Origin of the sequence: Pseudomonas sp. GW456-L13 (genome assembly GCF_017350115.1) — a bacterium.
GTDB classification, from domain to species: Bacteria; Pseudomonadota; Gammaproteobacteria; order Pseudomonadales; family Pseudomonadaceae; genus Aquipseudomonas; species Aquipseudomonas jessenii.
In genome coordinates this window covers 1,984,433-2,003,498 of record NZ_JACNAS010000002.1, presented here as the reverse complement: position 1 = coordinate 2,003,498, position 19,066 = coordinate 1,984,433, and the positions used below count along the sequence as shown (strand labels likewise).

Below are 19,066 nucleotides of genomic sequence, written 5' to 3'. Positions count from 1 at the left end.
TTTCTGATCCAATTTGTGTGGTGACCGGACTGCCGCTATCGCGAGCAAGCTCGCTCCCACAGGTGACCGAGTTGTATCAGACACCTGCGATCAAATGTGGGAGCGAGCTTGCTCGCGATGGGGCCAGTGCTGCTGGCCCCAAAGCTAGAGGCTTACTCGCTGAAGGCCATCCCATGCTTCTCTTTGGTGGTCTTCACCGCCTCCAGCACCGCCAGCAAGCAGTCATCACGATAGCGCTCCAGCGCCGAAATGCTGTGTTTACCCAGTTGATCGCTGGTGCCATCGACCACATCATCGATCAGTTTGTCGGTCAGCTCCGGCGCCGGCAGGTAGGTCCACGGCAATTGCAACGCCGGGCCGAACTGCGCCATGAAGTGACGCATGCCGGCATCGCCGCCGGCCAGGGTGTAGGTCAGGAAGGTGCCCATGAACGACCAGCGCAAGCCCGCGCCGAAGCGGATGGCGTCGTCGATTTCGCCGGTGGTCGCCACGCCGTCGTTGACCAGGTGCAGCGCCTCACGCCACAGTGCTTCGAGCAGGCGGTCGGCGATGAAACCCGGCACTTCCTTGCGCACGTGCAACGGGCGCATCCCCAGGGATTCATAGACCTTCATGGCCGCTTGCACCGCTTCAGGGGCGGTGTTTTTACCGCCGACCACTTCCACCAGTGGCAGCAGGTAAACCGGGTTGAACGGGTGACCGACCACACAGCGTTCCGGGTGCGTCGAACTCTCGTAGAACTCGCTCGGCAACAGGCCAGAGGTGCTGGAGCCGATCAACGCATTGGGCTTGGCTGCCGCACTGATTTTGCTGTGCAGGTCCAGTTTCAGCTCCAGCCGTTCTGGGGCGCTCTCCTGGATGAAATCGGCATCGCGCACGCACTCTTCGATGGTTGCGACAAAACGCAGGCGATCCTGCGATGCACCCGGTACCAAACCTTGTTTTTCCAGCGCGCCCCAAGCGTTGGCGACACGCTTGCGCAGGGCCGCTTCGGCACCGGGGGCCGGGTCCCAGGCCACTACATCCAGGCCATGGGCGAGGGCGCGGGATACCCAACCGCTGCCAATGACACCGCTGCCTAACGCTGCGAAGGTTTTGATTTCGGTGATAAAGCTCATGGCGATTTCCTGAATTTGGCTCGGAAAAAAAACTGTGGGAGCGAGCCTGCTCGCGATGGCGGTATTCCTGCCGCAGATGATGCTTCGGATGTACCGACGTCATCGCGAGCAGGCTCGCTCCCACAGGGGGAAAGTGTGTAAGGGTCAACCGCGCTTGGTCAGGCCCATTTTTGCTCGGCCTTCAGCCGGGGTCAGGACGCGGGCGCCGAGACGGCTGAGGATTTCCGAGGCGCGCTCGACCAGTTGGCCGTTGGTCGCCAGTACGCCCTTGTCCAGCCACAGGTTGTCTTCCAGCCCGACTCGCACGTTGCCGCCGAGCAACACTGCTTGTGCCGCCATCGGCATCTGCATGCGACCGATACCGAAACCGGCCCAGACCGCGTCGGCCGGCAGGTTGTCGACCATGGCTTTCATGGTGGTGGTGTCCGCCGGTGCGCCCCAAGGGATGCCCAGGCACAGCTGGAACAACGGGTTGTCGAGCAGGCCTTCCTTGATCATCTGCTTGGCGAACCACAGGTGGCCGGTGTCGAAGATCTCCAGCTCGGCTTTAACGCCCAGTTCCTGGATGCGTTTGGCGCCAGCGCGCAGTTGGGCCGGGGTGGAGACGTAAATGGTGTCGCCGTCGCCGAAGTTCAGGGTGCCGCAGTCGAGGGTGCAGATTTCCGGCAGCAGTTCTTCGACGTGGGCCAGGCGGGTCAGCGGGCCGACCAGGTCGGTATTCGGGCCGAATTCCATCGGGTTCTCGCCAGCGCCGATTTCCAGGTCGCCGCCCATGCCGGCGGTGAGGTTGACGATGATGTCCACGTCCGCCTCGCGGATGCGCTCCATCACTTCGCGATACAGCGCCACGTCACGGCTGAACTTGCCGGTTTGCGGGTCGCGCACATGGCAGTGAACCACAGTGGCACCGGCCTTGGCAGCTTCCACGGCGGCAGCCGCGATTTGTTTCGGGGTGACCGGCACGTGTGGGCTTTTGGCGGTCGTGTCGCCAGCACCGGTGAGTGCGCAGGTGATGATGACGTCGTGGTTCATTTGGCGGTTCCTTACAGGCGAGTTTTTGGTTTTGGCCGGGCGTGGTGATCCCGTTCGCAGCCCGTTGGGGGCTGCGAGCCGGTGGTTCTATCGGGTTTATTTACTGGTCAGTTGCAGGTTTTCAGCCGCCGGTTTGCCATCGAAGGTGGTGACGCCTTCAAGCCAGCGCTTTTTGTCCTGCGGGTGATCCTTGATCCATTGTTTGGCCGACTCGAAAGCGTCCTTGTGATCCAGCAGCGGCTGCATCATCCGACTCTCGTCTTCGGCGGTGAACGTCAGGTTGCTCAGCAGGCGACCGATGTTCGGGCATTGTTCGGCGTATGTCGGTGCGGTGACGGTCCACACGGTGGCCTTGCCTTCGTCCGGCCCAAGGGCGTTTTCACTGCCGGTGAGGTAGGTCATTTTCACGTTGACGTTCATCGGATGCGGCGCCCAGCCGAAGAACACCACGGCTTCGTTGCGACGCACGGCGCGATCCACGGCGGCGAGCATGCCGGCTTCGCTGGATTCGACCAGCTGGAACTTGCCGAGGCCGAACTGGTTCTTGGAGATCATCGCCTTGATCTGGGTGTTGGCGCCCGAGCCAGGCTCGATGCCGTAGATTTTGCCGCCCAGTTCTTTTTCGAATTTGGCGATGTCAGCGAAGGTTTTCAGGCCCTTGTCGGCGAGGTAGGTCGGCACGGCGAGGGTTGCGCGGGCGTCCTGCAGGCTTGGCGCATCAAGCACCTTGACCTGTTTGGCGTCGACGAACGGGGTGATGGTCTGGGTCATCAGCGGGTTCCAGTAGCCGAGGAACAGGTCCAGACGCTGGTCGCGGATCCCGGCGAAGATGATTTGCTGGGAGGCGCTGGTTTGTTTGGTGCTGTAGCCGAGGCCGTCGAGCAATACCTGGGTCATGGCACTGGTGGCGATCACGTCGGTCCAGTTCACTACACCCATGCGCACGTTCTGGCATGCGGCGGGTTCGGCGGCCATGACACTGGCGCTCAGTAACGCGGTACCACTGAGTGCAAGAACACAGCTGCTGATCAGTCGTTTCATCTCAGGTTCCTCGGCAGTTCGTTATTGTGAGTTCCGGTGTCTGATGCGCCGGTGATGCCAAGTTACGCAGCAAAGCACCGATGAAAGCGCACTGCGGCGACCAGCTCTTGCACTGCAGCGACCTGTGCTCTTGAATGCCGCGAGCAACAGGCGTATCAACGTCCTCACGCTCCTCGCCCTCTCGCTACCTGCCAATCGAGTGCGCTCCATGTCCCAGGATTTCTACTTCTTGTTGATGCCGGGTTTCTCGGCCATCGGATTTATCTCGGCCATCGAGCCGTTGCGGGTGGCCAATCGCTTTCGTGGCGAGCTGTATCGCTGGCATGTGCTGAGCGCCGATGGCGGGGCGGTGCTGGCGAGCAACGGCATGTCGGTCAACGCCGATGCGGCGCTGGAACCGTTGAAAAAAGGCGTGACCCTGCTGGTGGTCGCCGGGTTCGAGCCCCTGAAGTTCACCACCCCGGCGCTGGAACACTGGCTGCGCCGCCTGGACCACGAAGGCGTGACTCTCGGCGGCATCGACACCGGCAGCTTCATCCTCGCCGAGGCGGGTTTGCTCGACGGCCATCGCCTGACCCTGCACTGGGAAGCCATCGACGCGTTCAAGGAATCTTATCCACAGCTCAGCGTCACCCAGGAACTGTTCGAGATCGACCGCCGTCGTATCACCTCTGCTGGCGGCACCGCCTCTATTGATTTAATGCTGGATCTGATCGCCCAGGCCCATGGCCCGGAGCTTGCGATCCAGGTCAGCGAGCAATTCGTGCTTGGCCGCATCCGCCCGCGCAAAGACCATCAGCGCATGGAAGTCGCCACCCGTTATGGCATCAGCAACAAGAAGCTGGTTCACGTGATCGGTGAGATGGAGCAGCACAGCGAGCCGCCGCTGAGCACGCTGGAACTGGCGGAATCGATCAAGGTGACGCGGCGGCAGCTGGAGCGCCTGTTTCGCCTGCATCTGAACGACACGCCGAGCAATTTCTATCTGCGGTTAAGGCTGGAAAAGGCCCGGCAGTTGCTACGCCAGACCGACATGAGCGTGCTGGAAGTGAGCATTGCCTGCGGGTTTGAATCGCCGTCGTATTTCACTCGCAGTTATCGGGCGAAGTATGAGCGGTGCCCTCGGGAGGATCGACGCACCGCCAAGGCATAAACCCCCGAGAAACCTGTGGGAGCGAGCTTGCTCGCGATGAGGTCGGCACATTCAACATAGATGTCGACTGCCTTACCGCCATCGCGAGCAAGCTCGCTCCCACAGGTTATTGGTGTTCCGGAAGTTTATTTACTTCTTCACCAATGCCGAACATGCCGCCTTATACGCCTCATGCTGATACTTGTTCAGCGTTCCCGGCAGCTCGAAATTGTGCTTTTTGGCTTGGGCATTGATGGTCTGCGGCGACAGCAAGGTCACCTCGCAATTCTCCAGCAACTGGAAAACTCCCTCGATCTTGAACGTGGTCGGCCCGCCAGCGAACTCGCCTTTCTTGCTGCGTTTCTTGATCGCAATGCGGTCGATGGAATTCTCACGGACAAACGAAGCGACCTGAGCGGCGAATACTTTGACGTTGGCGGCCTCGTCGTCATCGTCCAGGGCAATTTTCTTGGTGGCGAGCGCGACATGGCTCAGCGCCTGACTGTCCAGCGTGGCCACGGCGATGATCGCTTCGCTGCCTTTGATTTCGATGCCGCAGACTTTCATGTTCAATCCCATTAGTGACAGAGGGTGTGCAGCTTACAGCTCAAGCTGGCTGGGGAACGGATCACTCCTGCCCAATCGACTCCAAAAACTCCGACCGCTCGTCGCTCATCCGTGCAATGCAATCGTTCTGGGCAATGGTGAGCGCCTTGCTGCCACTGGTGGCCGGGAAGGCTTCGACGGCGCAGTCTGCGTCGCGGGTCTTCAGCCATTGCTGTTGGGCGGCTTTGATCTTGGCGGTGATGTCGGCCAGTTGCGACGGGTTTTTGCCATACTGCGACTGCATGCGCTCGGTCAGGCCCTGGAGGTTTTCCTTGAGCAGGTCTTCGGCGGAGGTTTTGCTGAAGGCCGAGCACTCGAGGGTCTGGATGTCGTTTTCGACTTTGTCGCAGGGATTGTCGTCGGCCACCTCCGCTGCGTGTACGCCGGTCGCAATCAGTGCCATTGCCAGAATGATCGATTTCATTATCGTCGCCGCTCTTGTCCAGTGAAGCATCCAGTGATGCGGCGAATTCTGGCCCAAGCCAGGGGCCTTGAACAGGTCGATGATTGTGCCTGGCGACGACCCTTTGTCGCGGATTGACGCTTTCGGCAAACCCCCTGTCGTTTTTGCACCCGGCTGCCCCTGCACCGAGGCATATGCTGGCCCCAAAGCGCCGGCACACGATTCGGCGCATGAATCGCTAACAAGGGGACAGCCTGATGAGCCCAGCCGAATTGCACGCCGACAGCATCGTTATCGACGGGCTGATTATCGCCAAGTGGAACCGTGAACTGTTCGAAGACATGCGCAAGGGCGGTCTGACGGCGGCTAACTGCACCGTGTCGGTGTGGGAGGGCTTTCAGGCCACCGTCAACAACATCGCCGCGAGCCAGAAGCTGATTCGCGAGAACAGCGACCTGGTGATCCCGGTGCGCACCACCGCCGACATCCGTAAAGCCAAGGAGCAGGGCAAGACCGGCATCCTGTTCGGCTTCCAGAACGCTCACGCCTTCGAAGACCAGATCGGCTATGTCGAGGTGTTCAAGCAACTGGGCGTCGGCATTGTGCAGATGTGCTACAACACCCAGAACCTGGTGGGCACCGGTTGCTACGAGCGTGACGGCGGCCTGTCGGGTTTCGGTCGCGAAATCGTCGCCGAGATGAACCGCGTTGGTGTGATGTGCGACCTGTCCCACGTCGGTTCCAAGACTTCCGAAGAGGTCATCCTCGAGTCGAAGAAACCGGTCTGCTACTCCCACTGCCTGCCATCGGGGCTCAAAGAGCACCCGCGCAACAAGTCCGATGAAGAACTGAAGTTCATCGCCGACCACGGCGGCTTTGTCGGCGTGACCATGTTCGCGCCGTTCCTGGCCAAGGGCATCGATTCGACCATCGACGACTACGCCGAAGCCATCGAGTACGTGATGAACATCGTCGGCGAAGACGCCATCGGCATCGGCACCGACTTCACCCAGGGCCATGGCCAGGACTTCTTCGAATACCTGACCCACGACAAGGGCTACGCCCGCCGCCTGACCAGCTTCGGCAAGATCATCAACCCGCTGGGCATCCGCACCGTGGGCGAGTTCCCGAATCTGACCGAGACCCTGCTCAAGCGCGGCCACTCCGAGCGCGTGGTACGCAAGATCATGGGCGAGAACTGGGTCAACGTCTTGAAAGATGTCTGGGGCGAATAAGCCGCTGCACCTCTGAATCCTTTCCCCCGGCCGCCCGCGCCGGGGGCAACACCAAAATTTTTCTGGAGTTAAGTTTCCATGGCCAAGATCGCCCCGCAATTGCCAATCGAAGTCGACAGCGAAACCGGTGTCTGGACCTCCGACGCCCTGCCGATGCTGTACGTGCCGCGCCATTTCTTCGTCAACAACCACATGGGCATCGAGGAAGTGCTGGGCGCTGAAGCCTATGCCGAAATCCTCTACAAGGCCGGCTACAAGTCCGCCTGGCACTGGTGTGAAAAAGAAGCCGAATGCCACGGCCTGGAAGGTGTCGCGGTGTTCGAGCACTACATGAAGCGCCTGTCGCAGCGTGGCTGGGGCCTGTTCAAGATCCAGGACATCGACCTCGACAAAGGCACCGCCAGCGTCAAGCTCGAACACTCGGCATTCGTCTACGTGTACGGCAAGGTCGGGCGCAAGGTCGACTACATGTTCACTGGCTGGTTTGCAGGGGCTATGGATCAGATCCTCGCCGCTCGCGGCAGCAAGATCCGCACCGTGGCCGAACAAGTCTACGGTGGCTCCGAAGAGGGCCACGAAGACGGCTTGTTCACCGTCAAGCCGTTGTAAGTCGAGGAACCCGCCATGGCTTTCGAAGCAATGTTCCAGCCGATCCAGATCGGCAAACTGACCATCCGCAACCGCGTGCTCAGCACCGCGCACGCCGAGGTCTATGCCACCGACGGCGGCATGACCACCGACCGGTACGTCAAGTATTACGAAGAGAAAGCCAAGGGCGGTATCGGCCTGGCGATTTGCGGCGGTTCGTCCGTGGTGGCCATCGACAGCCCGCAGGAATGGTGGAGTTCGGTGAACCTGTCCACCGACCGCATCATTCCGCACTTCCAGAATCTTGCCGACGCCATGCACAAGCACGGCGCCAAGATCATGATCCAGATTACCCACATGGGCCGTCGCTCGCGTTGGGACGGTTTCAACTGGCCGACGCTGATGTCGCCGTCAGGCGTGCGCGAGCCGGTGCACCGTGCCACTTGCAAAACCATCGAGCCGGAAGAGATCTGGCGGGTGATCGGCAACTACGCTCAAGCGGCCCGCCGCGCCAAGGCCGGTGGCCTGGACGGTGTCGAACTGTCGGCGGTGCATCAGCACATGATCGACCAGTTCTGGAGCCCACGGGTCAACAAGCGTACCGACGAATGGGGCGGCACCTTCGAAGGCCGCATGAAGTTCGGTCTGGAAGTGCTCAAGGCCGTGCGCGCCGAGGTTGGTGACGATTTCTGCGTGGGCATGCGCATCTGCGGTGACGAGTTCCACCCGGATGGTCTTTCCCACGAAGACATGAAGCAGATCGCCAAGTATTACGACGATACCGGCATGCTCGACTTCATTGGCGTCGTGGGTTCGGGTTGCGACACCCACAACACCCTGGCCAACGTGATTCCGAACATGAGTTATCCGCCGGAGCCGTTCCTGCATCTGGCTGCCGGCATCAAGGAAGTGGTCAAGGTTCCAGTGCTGCACGCGCAGAACATCAAGGACCCTAACCAGGCCACACGTATCCTGGAAGGCGGTTACGTCGACATGGTCGGCATGACCCGCGCGCACATCGCCGACCCGCACCTGATCGCCAAGATCAAAATGGGCCAGATCGACCAGATCAAACAATGCGTCGGTGCCAACTACTGCATCGACCGTCAGTATCAGGGTCTGGATGTGCTGTGCATTCAGAACGCCGCGACTTCTCGTGAATACATGGGCTTGCCGCACATCATCGAAAAAACCACTGGCGTGAAACGCAAGGTGGTGGTGGTCGGCGCCGGTCCCGCCGGGATGGAAGCCGCCCGCGTGGCCGCCGAGCGTGGCCACGACGTGACCCTGTTCGAGAAAAAGGAATTCATCGGCGGGCAGATCACCACCGCATCGAAAGCCCCGCAACGGGACCAGATCGCCGGTATCACCCGCTGGTATCAACTGGAACTGGCGCGGTTGAAAGTCGACCTGCGCCTGGGCACCGCGGCTGACGCGCCAACCATCATGGACCTGCGTCCGGACGTGGTGGTGCTGGCCGTCGGCGGTCATCCGTTCATCGAGCAGAACGAACACTGGGGCGCGGCTGAAGGCCTGGTGGTCAGCAGCTGGGACATCCTCGACGGCAAGGTGGCACCGGGCAAGAACGTGCTGGTCTACGACACCATTTGCGAGTTCACCGGCATGTCGACCGCCGACTTCCTCGCCGACAAGGGCAGTCAGGTCGAGATCGTCACCGACGACATCAAGCCTGGTGTGGCGATTGGCGGTACGTCGTTCCCGACTTACTACCGCAGCATGTACCCGAAAGAAGTGATCATGACCGGCGACATGATGCTGGAGAAGGTCTACCGCGAAGGCGACAAGCTCGTAGCGGTACTGGAAAACGAATACACCGGCGCCAAAGAGGAGCGGGTGGTTGACCAGGTGGTCGTGGAAAACGGCGTGCGTCCGGACGAAGAAATCTACTACGCGCTGAAGGAAGGCTCGCGCAACAAAGGCCAGATCGACGTCGAAGCCTTGTTCGCGATCAAGCCGCAACCTTGCCTGGAACAGAGCGGCGACGGCTACCTTCTGTTCCGCATCGGCGACTGCGTGGCCCAGCGTAACGTGCACGCGGCGATCTACGACGCGCTGCGGCTGTGCAAGGATTTCTAACGGCTTGCACATAACCCTGTGTAGGAGCGAGCTCGCTCGCGATGAATTTGAAGGCGCCGCGTTCTTCCAGACCGCACGCGTCATCGTTAACGCCCATCGCGAGCAAGCTCGCTCCTACAGGGAGTCGAGCAAGGTATCCAGGTAGTTAAGCCCGAGGTCTTTGGGAGCTTCACCATGTTGAACACCCTTCTTCCAATCCTGTTGTTCGCCGCCCTGGGCCTTGGTGTCCTGGGCGCGTTGCGGCGGGTGGCCATGTGGCGCCGGGGCCGAGCCTCCAAGGTCGACCTGATCGGCGGCCTGTTCGCCATGCCCAAGCGCTACATGGTCGACTTGCACCATGTGGTAGCGCGGGACAAATACATTGCCAACACCCACGTCGCCACGGCTGGCGGTGCGGTGGCGTCCATCGTGCTGGCGATTCTGGTGCATGGTTTCGGCCTGCATAACCGCTTCCTCGGCTATGCGTTGCTGCTGATGTCGGCGGTGATGTTCGTTGGTGCGATCTTCGTTTACCTGCGTCGGCGCAATCCGCCGTCGCGCCTGTCGAAAGGCCCGTGGATGCGCCTACCGAAAAGCCTGCTGGCGTTTTCGGCCTCGTTCTTCCTGTTGACCCTGCCGGTGGCGGGCATCCTGCCGGAAAATTTCGGTGGCTGGCTGTTGGCGGCGATTCTCGGGGTTGGCGTGTTGTGGGGCGTGTCGGAACTGTTCTTCGGCATGACCTGGGGCGGGCCGATGAAACACGCCTTTGCCGGTGCCTTGCACCTGGCTTGGCACCGCCGCGCCGAACGCTTTGGTGGTGGTCGTTCCACAGGGTTGAAACCGCTGGATCTTAGCGACTTGACCGCGCCACTGGGTGTGGAAAAACCCAAGGATTTCACCTGGAACCAGTTGCTCGGCTTCGACGCCTGCGTGCAGTGCGGTAAATGCGAAGCAGCGTGCCCGGCCTTCGCCGCCGGTCAGCCGCTGAACCCGAAAAAACTGATTCAGGACATGGTCGTCGGCCTGGCCGGTGGCACCGATGCCAAGTTCGCCGGCAGCCCGTATCCAGGCAAAGCCATTGGCGAACACGCGGGCAATCCGCATCAGCCAATCGTCAACGGTCTGGTAGATGCCGAGACGCTGTGGTCGTGCACCACCTGCCGCGCTTGCGTCGAGGAATGCCCGATGATGATCGAGCACGTCGATGCCATCGTCGACATGCGCCGTCATCTGACCCTGGAAAAAGGCGCGACCCCGAACAAGGGTGCCGAAGTCCTGGAAAACCTGATTGCCACCGACAACCCTGGCGGTTTCGCGCCGGGCGGGCGGATGAACTGGGCAGCGGACCTGAACCTCAACCTGCTCAGCGAAAAGAAATCCACCGACGTGCTGTTCTGGGTCGGCGACGGCGCCTTCGACATGCGTAACCAGCGCACCCTGCGCGCCTTCGTCAAAGTGCTCAAGGCGGCGAAAATCGACTTCGCCGTGCTCGGCCTCGAAGAGCGCGACAGCGGTGACGTGGCCCGGCGCCTGGGCGACGAAGCAACCTTCCAGCTGTTGGCCAAGCGCAACATCCAGACTCTGGCCAAATACAGTTTCAACCGTATCGTCACTTGCGATCCGCACAGTTTCCACGTGCTGAAAAACGAGTACGGCGCCTTCGATGGTAACTACCTGGTGCAGCACCACAGCACCTACATGGCGGAAATCATCGATGCTGGCGCGCTCAATCTTGGCCAGCACAAAGGCGACAGCGTGACCTATCACGATCCGTGCTACCTCGGCCGTTACAACGGCGAATACGAGGCACCGCGCCAGGTTCTGCGCGCGCTCGGGATTGAAGTAAAAGAAATGCAGCGCTCCGGCTTCCGCTCCCGCTGCTGCGGCGGTGGTGGCGGCGCGCCGATCACCGACATTCCCGGCAAGCAGCGCATTCCCGACATGCGCATGGAAGACATCCGCGAAACCGGCGCCGAACTGGTGGCCGTGGGTTGTCCACAGTGCACCGCGATGCTTGAAGGCGTGGTCGAACCACGTCCGCTGATCAAGGACATCGCCGAACTGGTGGCTGATGCGTTGCTCGAAGACGCCGCGCCGGGAAAGCCTTCGGCACCGGCCAAACGTGAACCTGCGGAGGTGCATTGATGAGTGACATTATCCGCCGCGACCCTCGCGCCGAATGGATCGCCCGCAACCGTCTGCACCCGCTGCACGCGGCCATGCAGCCAGCGCAACACAGCTGGATGGGGCCTAACGGCGTCATCCGCAAGAATCCCCATGGTGTCGGTTTCATTGGCCCCAACGGCATCAAGCGCATTGACCGTAGTGGCGCACAGCAGGGCGGGGCGACCAAACGCTCGGCTGCCGTCGAAGTGCAATTGCCGCTGCATCAGGTGGCCGCGCCAGCGTTTTACATCAGCGTGGTGCCGGACATGGTCGGCGGCCGCTTGAGCAGCCACGACCGCGACCTGCTGGGCCTGGCTCATCAACTGGCCGGCAAGGACGGTGCAGTGCTGGCCGTGGTGTTCGGCGAACACAAGGAAAACGCTTTCGCCACGGCGGGCGTCGACCGCCTGCTGGTGCTGGACGGCGAAGAATTCAGCGGTTATGCACCGGAACAACGGGTCCAGGGCCTGCGGGCTGTGGATAACCAGTTCAGCCCGCATCACTGGTTGCTGCCGGATAGCCGCAGTGGCGGTGGCGAACTCGGCCGACGTTTTGCCGCAGCACTGGGCGAGCGCCCGGCCACGCGGGTCTGGCAAGTCAAGGATCAGGAGTGCATCGGCCGCGCCGGTGCCGGCCTGCAAGACCTTGCCCGTCCGCTGGCGCGACTGATTCTGGCGGCTGCCGAGTGCGCCGAGCCGGTCAGCGAAACCCGTCACGAAGCGCTGCCCGTGGAGTTATCCACAACCGTGGCACGCAGCCTGTCGCGGATCGAAGATCTGGGCGCAGTGGCCGTCGATCCGGCGGCCATCCCCATGGCCGAAGCCGAGTTCATTTTCTCCGGCGGCAACGGGGTCAAGGACTGGGGACTTTTCCACAGGACCGCCGAAGCCCTCGGCGCGACCGAAGGTGCATCGCGGGTGGCGGTGGACGACGGCTTCATGGCCCGCGACCGTCAGGTCGGGGCATCCGGCACCTGGGTTACCGCACGGGTCTATGTGGCGGTGGGGATTTCCGGGGCGATCCAGCACCTGCAAGGTATTGGTGCCTGCGACAAGGTGGTGGCGATCAACCTCGACCCTGGCTGCGACATGATCAAACGGGCCGACCTGTCGGTGATTGGCGAAAGTGCCGAGATTCTTCAAGCCTTGATCGATGCGGTAGCGGCTTACCGCAACGACGCCAAGCGCGATGCGGCTTAAGGGAAGGAAAGGGTTATGAGCACGAAAATCATCAGCCTGGTGTCCATCGGCGCCCACCCGACGTCCGGTCGGCCGCGTCGCGCGGAACAGGATGCGCGGGCGGTGGAACTGGGCCTGCAATTGGCTGGGGATAACTTGCAGGTGCTGCATGCCGGCGACATCACCGAGCCTGCATTGCGCGCGTATCTGGGCATGGGCCTGGAACAACTGCACGTGCTGGAACAACCACAAGGCGCCGACGCGCTGCCGGCGCTGACCGATTATCTGCGCGATGCCGGGGCCCAGGTGGTGTTGACCGGCAGTCAGGCGGAAACCGGCGAAGGATCGGGCATGTTGCCGTTCCTCCTCGCTGAAAGCCTGGGCTGGCCGCTGGTGGTGGGGTTGGCGCAAGTCGAGTCCATCGATGGCGGTTCGGCGCTGGTGCTGCAAGCGTTGCCGCGTGGTCAGCGTCGTCGCTTGAAGGTTCGCTTGCCGTTCCTGGCAACTGTGGATAACGCCGCACCCAAGCCTCGCCAGAGCGCCTACGGCCCGGCCCGACGCGGCGTGCTGCAGGCACAGGACGTCGAGGTCATCGACGATGAACTGCTCGCGGTCGCCACCCTGCAGCCGGCCAAGCCACGGCCCAAGCGCCTTAAGGTGATCAAGGCCAAGAGCGGCGCCGATCGCATGAAAGCCGCGACGGCCAAGGCCAGCGGTGGTGGTGGGCAAGTGCTCAAGGGCGTTACGGCGCAAGCGGGGGCAGAAGCGATCCTCAAGCTGCTGATTGAGGAAGGTGTGGTCCGCTAACCCGGTTTCAGCACAGATCTCCTGTAGGAGCGAGCCTGCTCGCGATGGTGGTTAACGATGACGCGGGATGCCTGAATGACTGTGGTGTCCTCAGGTTTTTCGCGAGCAGGCTCGCTCCTACAACTTTGATCTTCGGTGAACGCTAACACTGGTCCCACCGGATGCCTGCATTACCAGAATTCACGGGGAAACAATGACAGTTGAATTTCGTTCGGCAGTCCGCGCGGATGCGCGTGAGATTGCGCGGTTGTTCCAGATTTCATCCGAAGGCGCTTCAGACTACATCTGGAGCCAGATCGCAGAGCCCGGCCAGGATCTGTTGGACGTCGGCACCATTCGGTATGCCCGGGACGACGTGGATTTCTCCTACCAGAACTGCCTGATTGCCGAGGCCGGTGGCCAGGTCATTGGCATGATGCACAGCTACGTGATGCGCCACGATCCACTGGCGGTGCCGACGACCGACCCGGTACTGGCGCCTTACGCCGACATGGAAGTGCCCGACACGCTCTATATCTCCAGCCTTGCCCTGCACGAGGGCTGGCGCAACAGGGGCCTGGGCGTGCAGTTTCTCGCCCATGCTCAAGAACGTGCCGACCAACTGGGGCTCAATGGCCTGAGCCTGATCGACTATGCCGCCAACACTGGCGCCCGGCGCTTTTACGAGCGGCACGGATTCGAGATCATCAAAACCTGCCAGGTCACCCCTCATCCCATGATCCGCGTCACCGGTGACGCCTATCTTATGCACAGGCCCTGAGTCTGCGGGGGTTCTAACCAGCGAAGGTTATCCACAACGCCACGCGCCCTCGTTCCACGTTGACGAGGCCGATGAGCTACAGTTTTCTATGCGCTGATCAAGGGTGCGACACGCTTTAGGGAGTTTTCAGACGTTCAGCGCTGACTCATGAAATCCGGTTTTTATGACTGGCTTGAACATGAAGACTTTCGCTCTTCCGGCGCTTTTTGCATCGACCCTGTGGATATCCACCGGCTTGCTGTCTGCTGTCCCGGCAAACGTGCCCGTGGCTGATCAGGACTTTTATCAATGGCTGGAGACCGGGCAGGGGCGCGACGCGTCCCTGGCGCAGCTACGGCAGCAGTGCGACAAGGTACTGGATGCCGATAAGCACCTCAGCTGTTCAGTGACGGTCCTGGCCAGAATGCTCGAAGCCAAGGCCGCCAACCAAATCCCCGAATACTATCTGGCCATCAAGGGCAAGCATGCCCGGGCGATTGCGGCCGATGCCGACCTGAATGCCCTGTTCTCCATGTTTGGCAGCGAATCACTGGCTATTCTGACGAGGGCTGGCAATTTCTCGGTCAAGGGATCTGCGCGACATGAAGTGCTGCAGCTCCATCCGTATGCCAATGACTTCTACATCGCTGAACAATCGCTGCCATTTATCGAGGTCGGAACGGCCAACGGTGTCTCGGCGCGTTTTGTACTGGACACGGGGGCACCGCAAACCCGGGTCAACATTGAAACTGCGAAACAGATGGGGATCAGGATGTTGCCCGATGCTCATTATCGCTACAGCACATTTTATGGCGAAAGGGGCCTGGCCGCGAGGTTGGGAATTCTCGGGTCATTGAGAGTCGGCACCCGTGAGTTCAGGAACGTCCTGGTCTTTGTCAGCGCCCGGGATAATTTGTTGGGGCTGGATCTGATCAGCAAGCTGGGGCGCTTGAAGATAACCAGGAGAACACTGGAGCTTAATCCGCCACCTGCCCGGCGCTGTGATGCGCCAATTGTCTTGAGCCGCCTGGATCTCAACCAACGGCTGGTAGTTGCCGCACAGCTGGATCGTCGGACAACGCAAGCCATCATCGATACGGGAAATGTCGACTACCTGACGGCCGCGTCGCCCGGCGGGCAGGAGAATGCCGTGCAGGCACTGACACCGGGAAGCTCGAACGTGTACACCGGCGACAAAAAGCACTTTCAGCGTTTCGACGGCGTATTGGTCATGCAAGGCAACATCATGGCAGTCACCTACAAATACTACCCGGGCTTCACAATCCCGCCATCGCTCATGGGCGGGCAATACGTCCCGACGATATTACTCGGATGGCGCGCCTTCAAAGACTTTGAATTGAACCTGGATCTCGATTCAGGCCGCTCGTGCCTCAATAGAGTCTGAACAGCTTCGGCGGTTACCCACAATCCCTGTTGGTGGTTCTGTGGATAACATGTTCGCCCCTCGCTAGACCCCATACAAATCAAGCCTTGCATGGTGTCGATCAAAAAACACCCAGCCTGGTTCGTGGTTTTTCCATGCTTTTTCAAGGGGATATGTGCTGCTGTTGATGCAGATTTGCCCCCAATCTCTGTTGGCGCTTCTGTGGATAAGATGTTTGCTATCGGCTGCAAGCCTTATAAGCAGCGGTGTGTAGGCTTTTGATCATAAAATGATCAAAAGCGCCGTTTGGCGCCGTGAGCCTCCGCGCAAACGCCGAGTTCCTGCGGGTTTTAGCGGTTTTCCACAGCCCCTGCGAAGTTAACCCCAAAGTCTGTTGGCGCTTCTGTGGATAAGGTGTTTGCCATCCTCTGAAAGCCTTGCATTACGTGTCTTTCAGGCTTCTGGTTAAAAAGTGACCAGTGCACCCGTGGAAGCGTGCTTCTGGATAAGTCACGTTTTTTCTTTGGTTTTTGTGGAGAGATTTTGCAGCCTTTCCACAGTTGTCCCCAATAGCTGTGGGTGGAGATGTGGATAACTTGTTTGCGGAAGGCTGGGAGGCGCGCGCAGTATAGCTCTGAACGAAATAGATCATATTTCGTACAGTTCTAAAGATAGAGGAATGTGTAGCGGGGAGAAAACCTGTTGCGAGCAAGCCCCTTGTGGGAGCGAGCTTGCTCGCGATGGTCGTGAACGATGACGCGAAAAGACAGATGACCCGCGGTGCCCCTGGATTTTTCGCGAGCAAGCTCGCTCCTACAGGGGCATGCTTCAGCCTTGAACCGGAACCCCTTTGAGGTAAGGCGCAGGCTCGGCACCCAAGTTGCTCAGCAGGCGCTCGCTGTACCAGTCCACAAAGTTCACCACACCGAACTCATAGGTCTTGGAGTACGGGCCAGGCTGGTACGCGGTGGAGTTGATGCCGCGCTGGTTTTCTTCGGCCAGGCGACGGTCCTGGTCGTTGGTGGCGTCCCAGACCTGGCGCATGCGCTCCACGTCGTAGTCCACGCCTTCGACCGCGTCCTTGTGCACGATCCACTTGGTGGTGACCATGGTTTCCTGGGCGCTGATCGGCCACACGGTGAACACGATGATGTGGTCGCCCATGCAGTGGTTCCAGGAGTGCGGCAGGTGCAGGATGCGCATCGAGCCCAGGTCCGGGTTTTTGATGCGGCCCATCAGCTTGGCGCAGCCCTGTTTGCCGTCCATGGTCATCGACACGGTGCCCTTGAGCAGCGGCATGCGCACGATGCGGTTGCGCAGGCCGAAGCTGGCGTGGGCGTAAGGGATCTTCTCGGCTTCCCAGGCAGCGGCGGAGGCAGCTACGTGGTCCTTGAAGGCCTGGTCGGCGCGCGGGTCGGTGACGTCGTCCCACTCCAGCAGGGTTTTCAGCAGTTCCGGGTGCGACGCGTTGCAGTGGTAGCACTCGCGGTTGTTTTCCAGCACCAGTTTCCAGTTGGCCTTTTCCATCAAGGTGGTTTGCACCGCCACCTTGGTGTTCTCCATGTCGTACGGTTCCATGTAGTGGTTGAGCGTCGACAGGAAGTCATCGATGGCCGGCGGGTTCTCCGCCAGGCTGATGAAGATGTAGCCGCCGGCGGTCTTCACGTTCACCGGCTTGAGGCCGTACTGGTTCATGTCGAAGTCGGCGCCCATTTCGGTGCCGGCGAACAGCAGGCGGCCGTCGAGTTCGTAGGTCCACTGGTGATAGTGGCAAACCAGCTTGGCAACCTTGCCCTTGTCGCTGGTGCACAGGCGCGAGCCACGGTGGCGGCAGACGTTATGGAACGCGTGCACCACGCCTTCGGCGCCACGGATCACGATGATCGGGTTCTTGCCGATCTGCAGGGTCAGGTAGTTGCCCTTGGTAGGGATCTCGCAGGTCATGCCGGCGATCAACCACTCTTTCTGAAAGATTTCCTGCATGTCGATATCAAACAGGCGCTCGTCGGAGTAAAACGGCTGCGGCAGCGAGAACGTGCGCTCGCGCTCTTGCAGCATCTGCGCGGTGGCCTTGCGTGCGGGTTCCAGCGGATCGCCCAGGCTCAGGGTAGTAGTGACGTCCATCGTGTATTTCCTCAAGGCCATCTGCGTGGCCGCGAAAGTGGCTGATCAGGGTTGCTACGCAAGGTGTAAAGAATGTGTCTTGGTATGGGGCGAGTGTGGGGCCGGCGCAGGCCAGAACCTTATCCATGGGCGACATGGTGCAATCTGTTCCCGACGCGCAAGCCCCAGTCGTTGGGGGCTGGTCGCGATAAGCATGTCAATGTCGCAGATAGGTAAATGGGTGATCTGCGCTATACGCAGAATCGCCAACATGAAGGCCGGCAGTCGGCCGTGGAGATCAGCATGTCCAATAGTTTCCTGAATCCGGTAACCACCCAGACCTGGGCCAATGGTCGGCACATCGTCCGTTGCGTCAAAGTCATCCAGGAAACCTGGGATGTGCGCACCTTCTGCTTCATGGCCGATCAGCCGATCATGTTCTTCTTCAAACCGGGGCAGTTTGTCACCCTGGAGCTGGAGATTGAAGGCCAGCCGATCATGCGTTCGTACACCATTTCCAGCTCGCCATCGGTGCCGTACAGCTTTTCGGTGACCATCAAGCGCGTACCGGGCGGCAAGGTCTCCAACTGGCTGCACGACACCCTGCACGAAGGCCAGGAGCTGGCGGTGCACGGCCCGGTCGGGCTGTTCAATGCCATGGACTTCACCGCGCCAAAGGTGCTTTACCTCAGCGGCGGCGTCGGTATCACGCCAGTCATGTCCATGGCGCGCTGGTTCTACGACACCAACGGCAATGTCGACATGGTGTTTATCCACAGCGCCCGTTCGCCCAAGGACATCATTTACCACCGTGAGCTGGAACACATGGCGTCGCGGATCGACAACTTCAGCCTGCACCTGATCTGCGAGAAGCACGGTATGGGTGAGCCCTGGGCCGGTTATCGCGGTTACCTGAACCACAGAATGCTTGAATTGATGGCGCCGGACTTCCTTGAGCGCGAAGTGTTCTGCTGCGGCCCGACACCGTATATGAATGCGGTCAAGCGCTTGCTGGAAGCCGCTGGCTTCGACATGTCGCGTTATCACGAAGAATCCTTCGGTGCGACCCCGCCAGAGGCGCGCGCTGATGCCGTGGAACACGCCGAGCAAGCGGCCGACGCACCGGAAGTCGACGTGGCGGATCTGCACCAGGTGGAGTTCACGGCGTCCGGCAAGAGCATTCGTGTGGCCCCGGGCGAGACCGTGCATGCGGCGGCGGCCAAGGTCGGCCTGATGATTCCGAAAGCGTGCGGCATGGGTATCTGCGGCACCTGCAAGGTGTTGAAGCTGGGTGGTGAAGTGGAAATGGACCACAACGGCGGGATCACCGAGGAAGACGAAGCAGAAGGGTTCATTCTTTCGTGCTGCAGTGTGCCTAAAGGCGATGTGCGCATCGAGTTCTAATGGTTGCGCAATAGTCCCTGTAGGAGCGAGCCTGCTCGCGATGGACGTCAACGA

The 19,066-nt window shown here is 60.6% G+C and carries 16 protein-coding genes; 10 read left to right on the top strand and 6 right to left on the bottom strand.

Translation table 11 applies throughout. From position 1 onward, the window contains the following. Positions 1-152: 152 nt before the first annotated feature. The 3 genes from J4D25_RS23305 to J4D25_RS23295 form a co-directional block, all read right to left on the bottom strand. A complete protein-coding gene (locus J4D25_RS23305; RefSeq protein WP_057712985.1) occupies positions 153-1,118 on the bottom strand; it encodes an L-carnitine dehydrogenase in 966 nt (321 codons plus the stop codon). A 144-nt stretch (positions 1,119-1,262) separates the two neighbouring features. Further along, a complete protein-coding gene (locus J4D25_RS23300) occupies positions 1,263-2,150 on the bottom strand; it encodes a 3-keto-5-aminohexanoate cleavage protein (protein WP_057712986.1) in 888 nt (295 codons plus the stop codon). A gap of 96 nt (positions 2,151-2,246) precedes the next feature. Beyond that, positions 2,247-3,191, bottom strand: coding sequence for a choline ABC transporter substrate-binding protein (locus tag J4D25_RS23295; RefSeq protein ID WP_057712987.1), 945 nt, complete (start codon positions 3,189-3,191; stop codon positions 2,247-2,249). A gap of 208 nt (positions 3,192-3,399) precedes the next feature. Between J4D25_RS23295 and J4D25_RS23290 the strand changes: the two genes are divergently transcribed. Then, positions 3,400-4,344 (top strand): GlxA family transcriptional regulator, encoded by a 945-nt coding sequence (locus J4D25_RS23290; protein WP_057712988.1) that lies wholly within the window; start codon positions 3,400-3,402, stop codon positions 4,342-4,344. 129 nt (positions 4,345-4,473) lie between these two features. Here the strand turns inward: J4D25_RS23290 and J4D25_RS23285 are convergent, their stop codons facing one another. Continuing rightward, positions 4,474-4,890, bottom strand: a complete 417-nt coding sequence (locus J4D25_RS23285) for a DUF3010 family protein (RefSeq protein ID WP_057716545.1) — start codon at positions 4,888-4,890, stop codon at positions 4,474-4,476. Between the two features lie 61 nt (positions 4,891-4,951). Next, on the bottom strand, positions 4,952-5,353 hold the full coding sequence (locus J4D25_RS23280) for a lysozyme inhibitor LprI family protein (RefSeq protein WP_057712989.1): 402 nt from the start codon (positions 5,351-5,353) through the stop codon (positions 4,952-4,954). 236 nt (positions 5,354-5,589) lie between these two features. Here J4D25_RS23280 and J4D25_RS23275 point away from each other — a divergent pair, with 236 nt between their 5' ends. The 8 genes from J4D25_RS23275 (at position 5,590) to J4D25_RS23240 (ending at position 15,526) form a co-directional block, all read left to right on the top strand. Continuing rightward, a complete protein-coding gene (locus J4D25_RS23275; RefSeq protein ID WP_032829497.1) occupies positions 5,590-6,567 on the top strand; it encodes a dipeptidase in 978 nt (325 codons plus the stop codon). 78 nt (positions 6,568-6,645) lie between these two features. Beyond that, positions 6,646-7,176, top strand: a complete 531-nt coding sequence (locus tag J4D25_RS23270; RefSeq protein WP_008048169.1) for a DUF5943 domain-containing protein — start codon at positions 6,646-6,648, stop codon at positions 7,174-7,176. A 15-nt stretch (positions 7,177-7,191) separates the two neighbouring features. After that, complete coding sequence (gene dgcA / locus J4D25_RS23265; RefSeq protein ID WP_057712990.1) at positions 7,192-9,252, top strand: dimethylglycine demethylation protein DgcA; 2,061 nt, start codon at positions 7,192-7,194, stop codon at positions 9,250-9,252. A gap of 174 nt (positions 9,253-9,426) precedes the next feature. Beyond that, entirely contained in the window at positions 9,427-11,376 is a 1,950-nt protein-coding gene (gene dgcB, locus J4D25_RS23260) for a dimethylglycine demethylation protein DgcB (RefSeq protein WP_057712991.1), read from the top strand. Then, entirely contained in the window at positions 11,376-12,596 is a 1,221-nt protein-coding gene (locus tag J4D25_RS23255) for an electron transfer flavoprotein subunit alpha/FixB family protein (RefSeq protein ID WP_057712992.1), read from the top strand. The genes dgcB and J4D25_RS23255 overlap by 1 nt, the downstream gene beginning before the upstream one ends. A gap of 15 nt (positions 12,597-12,611) precedes the next feature. Further along, positions 12,612-13,382 carry an electron transfer flavoprotein subunit beta gene (locus J4D25_RS23250; protein ID WP_057712993.1) on the top strand — a complete coding sequence of 257 codons (771 nt, stop codon included), beginning with the start codon at positions 12,612-12,614 and terminating at the stop codon, positions 13,380-13,382. Positions 13,383-13,575: 193 nt separating this feature from the next. Continuing rightward, entirely contained in the window at positions 13,576-14,142 is a 567-nt protein-coding gene (locus J4D25_RS23245) for a GNAT family N-acetyltransferase (protein WP_057712994.1), read from the top strand. 178 nt (positions 14,143-14,320) lie between these two features. Beyond that, positions 14,321-15,526, top strand: a complete 1,206-nt coding sequence (locus J4D25_RS23240; protein ID WP_241781124.1) for a retropepsin-like aspartic protease — start codon at positions 14,321-14,323, stop codon at positions 15,524-15,526. 807 nt (positions 15,527-16,333) lie between these two features. Here the strand turns inward: J4D25_RS23240 and gbcA are convergent. Next, on the bottom strand, positions 16,334-17,629 hold the full coding sequence (gbcA, locus tag J4D25_RS23235) for a glycine-betaine demethylase subunit GbcA (protein WP_057712996.1): 1,296 nt from the start codon (positions 17,627-17,629) through the stop codon (positions 16,334-16,336). A gap of 282 nt (positions 17,630-17,911) precedes the next feature. Here gbcA and gbcB point away from each other — a divergent pair, with 282 nt between their 5' ends. Beyond that, a complete protein-coding gene (gbcB, locus tag J4D25_RS23230; protein ID WP_057716546.1) occupies positions 17,912-19,012 on the top strand; it encodes a glycine-betaine demethylase subunit GbcB in 1,101 nt (366 codons plus the stop codon). Positions 19,013-19,066 lie beyond the last annotated feature (54 nt).

Coding starts and splice junctions, on each gene's coding strand:
- J4D25_RS23305 (WP_057712985.1), bottom strand. CDS start 1,118: ATGAGCTTTATCACCGAAATCAAAACCTTCGCAGCGTTAGGCAGCGGT.
- J4D25_RS23300 (WP_057712986.1), bottom strand. CDS start 2,150: ATGAACCACGACGTCATCATCACCTGCGCACTCACCGGTGCTGGCGAC.
- J4D25_RS23295 (WP_057712987.1), bottom strand. CDS start 3,191: ATGAAACGACTGATCAGCAGCTGTGTTCTTGCACTCAGTGGTACCGCG.
- J4D25_RS23290 (WP_057712988.1), top strand. CDS start 3,400: ATGTCCCAGGATTTCTACTTCTTGTTGATGCCGGGTTTCTCGGCCATC.
- J4D25_RS23285 (WP_057716545.1), bottom strand. CDS start 4,890: ATGAAAGTCTGCGGCATCGAAATCAAAGGCAGCGAAGCGATCATCGCC.
- J4D25_RS23280 (WP_057712989.1), bottom strand. CDS start 5,353: ATGAAATCGATCATTCTGGCAATGGCACTGATTGCGACCGGCGTACAC.
- J4D25_RS23275 (WP_032829497.1), top strand. CDS start 5,590: ATGAGCCCAGCCGAATTGCACGCCGACAGCATCGTTATCGACGGGCTG.
- J4D25_RS23270 (WP_008048169.1), top strand. CDS start 6,646: ATGGCCAAGATCGCCCCGCAATTGCCAATCGAAGTCGACAGCGAAACC.
- dgcA (WP_057712990.1), top strand. CDS start 7,192: ATGGCTTTCGAAGCAATGTTCCAGCCGATCCAGATCGGCAAACTGACC.
- dgcB (WP_057712991.1), top strand. CDS start 9,427: ATGTTGAACACCCTTCTTCCAATCCTGTTGTTCGCCGCCCTGGGCCTT.
- J4D25_RS23255 (WP_057712992.1), top strand. CDS start 11,376: ATGAGTGACATTATCCGCCGCGACCCTCGCGCCGAATGGATCGCCCGC.
- J4D25_RS23250 (WP_057712993.1), top strand. CDS start 12,612: ATGAGCACGAAAATCATCAGCCTGGTGTCCATCGGCGCCCACCCGACG.
- J4D25_RS23245 (WP_057712994.1), top strand. CDS start 13,576: ATGACAGTTGAATTTCGTTCGGCAGTCCGCGCGGATGCGCGTGAGATT.
- J4D25_RS23240 (WP_241781124.1), top strand. CDS start 14,321: ATGAAGACTTTCGCTCTTCCGGCGCTTTTTGCATCGACCCTGTGGATA.
- gbcA (WP_057712996.1), bottom strand. CDS start 17,629: ATGGACGTCACTACTACCCTGAGCCTGGGCGATCCGCTGGAACCCGCA.
- gbcB (WP_057716546.1), top strand. CDS start 17,912: ATGTCCAATAGTTTCCTGAATCCGGTAACCACCCAGACCTGGGCCAAT.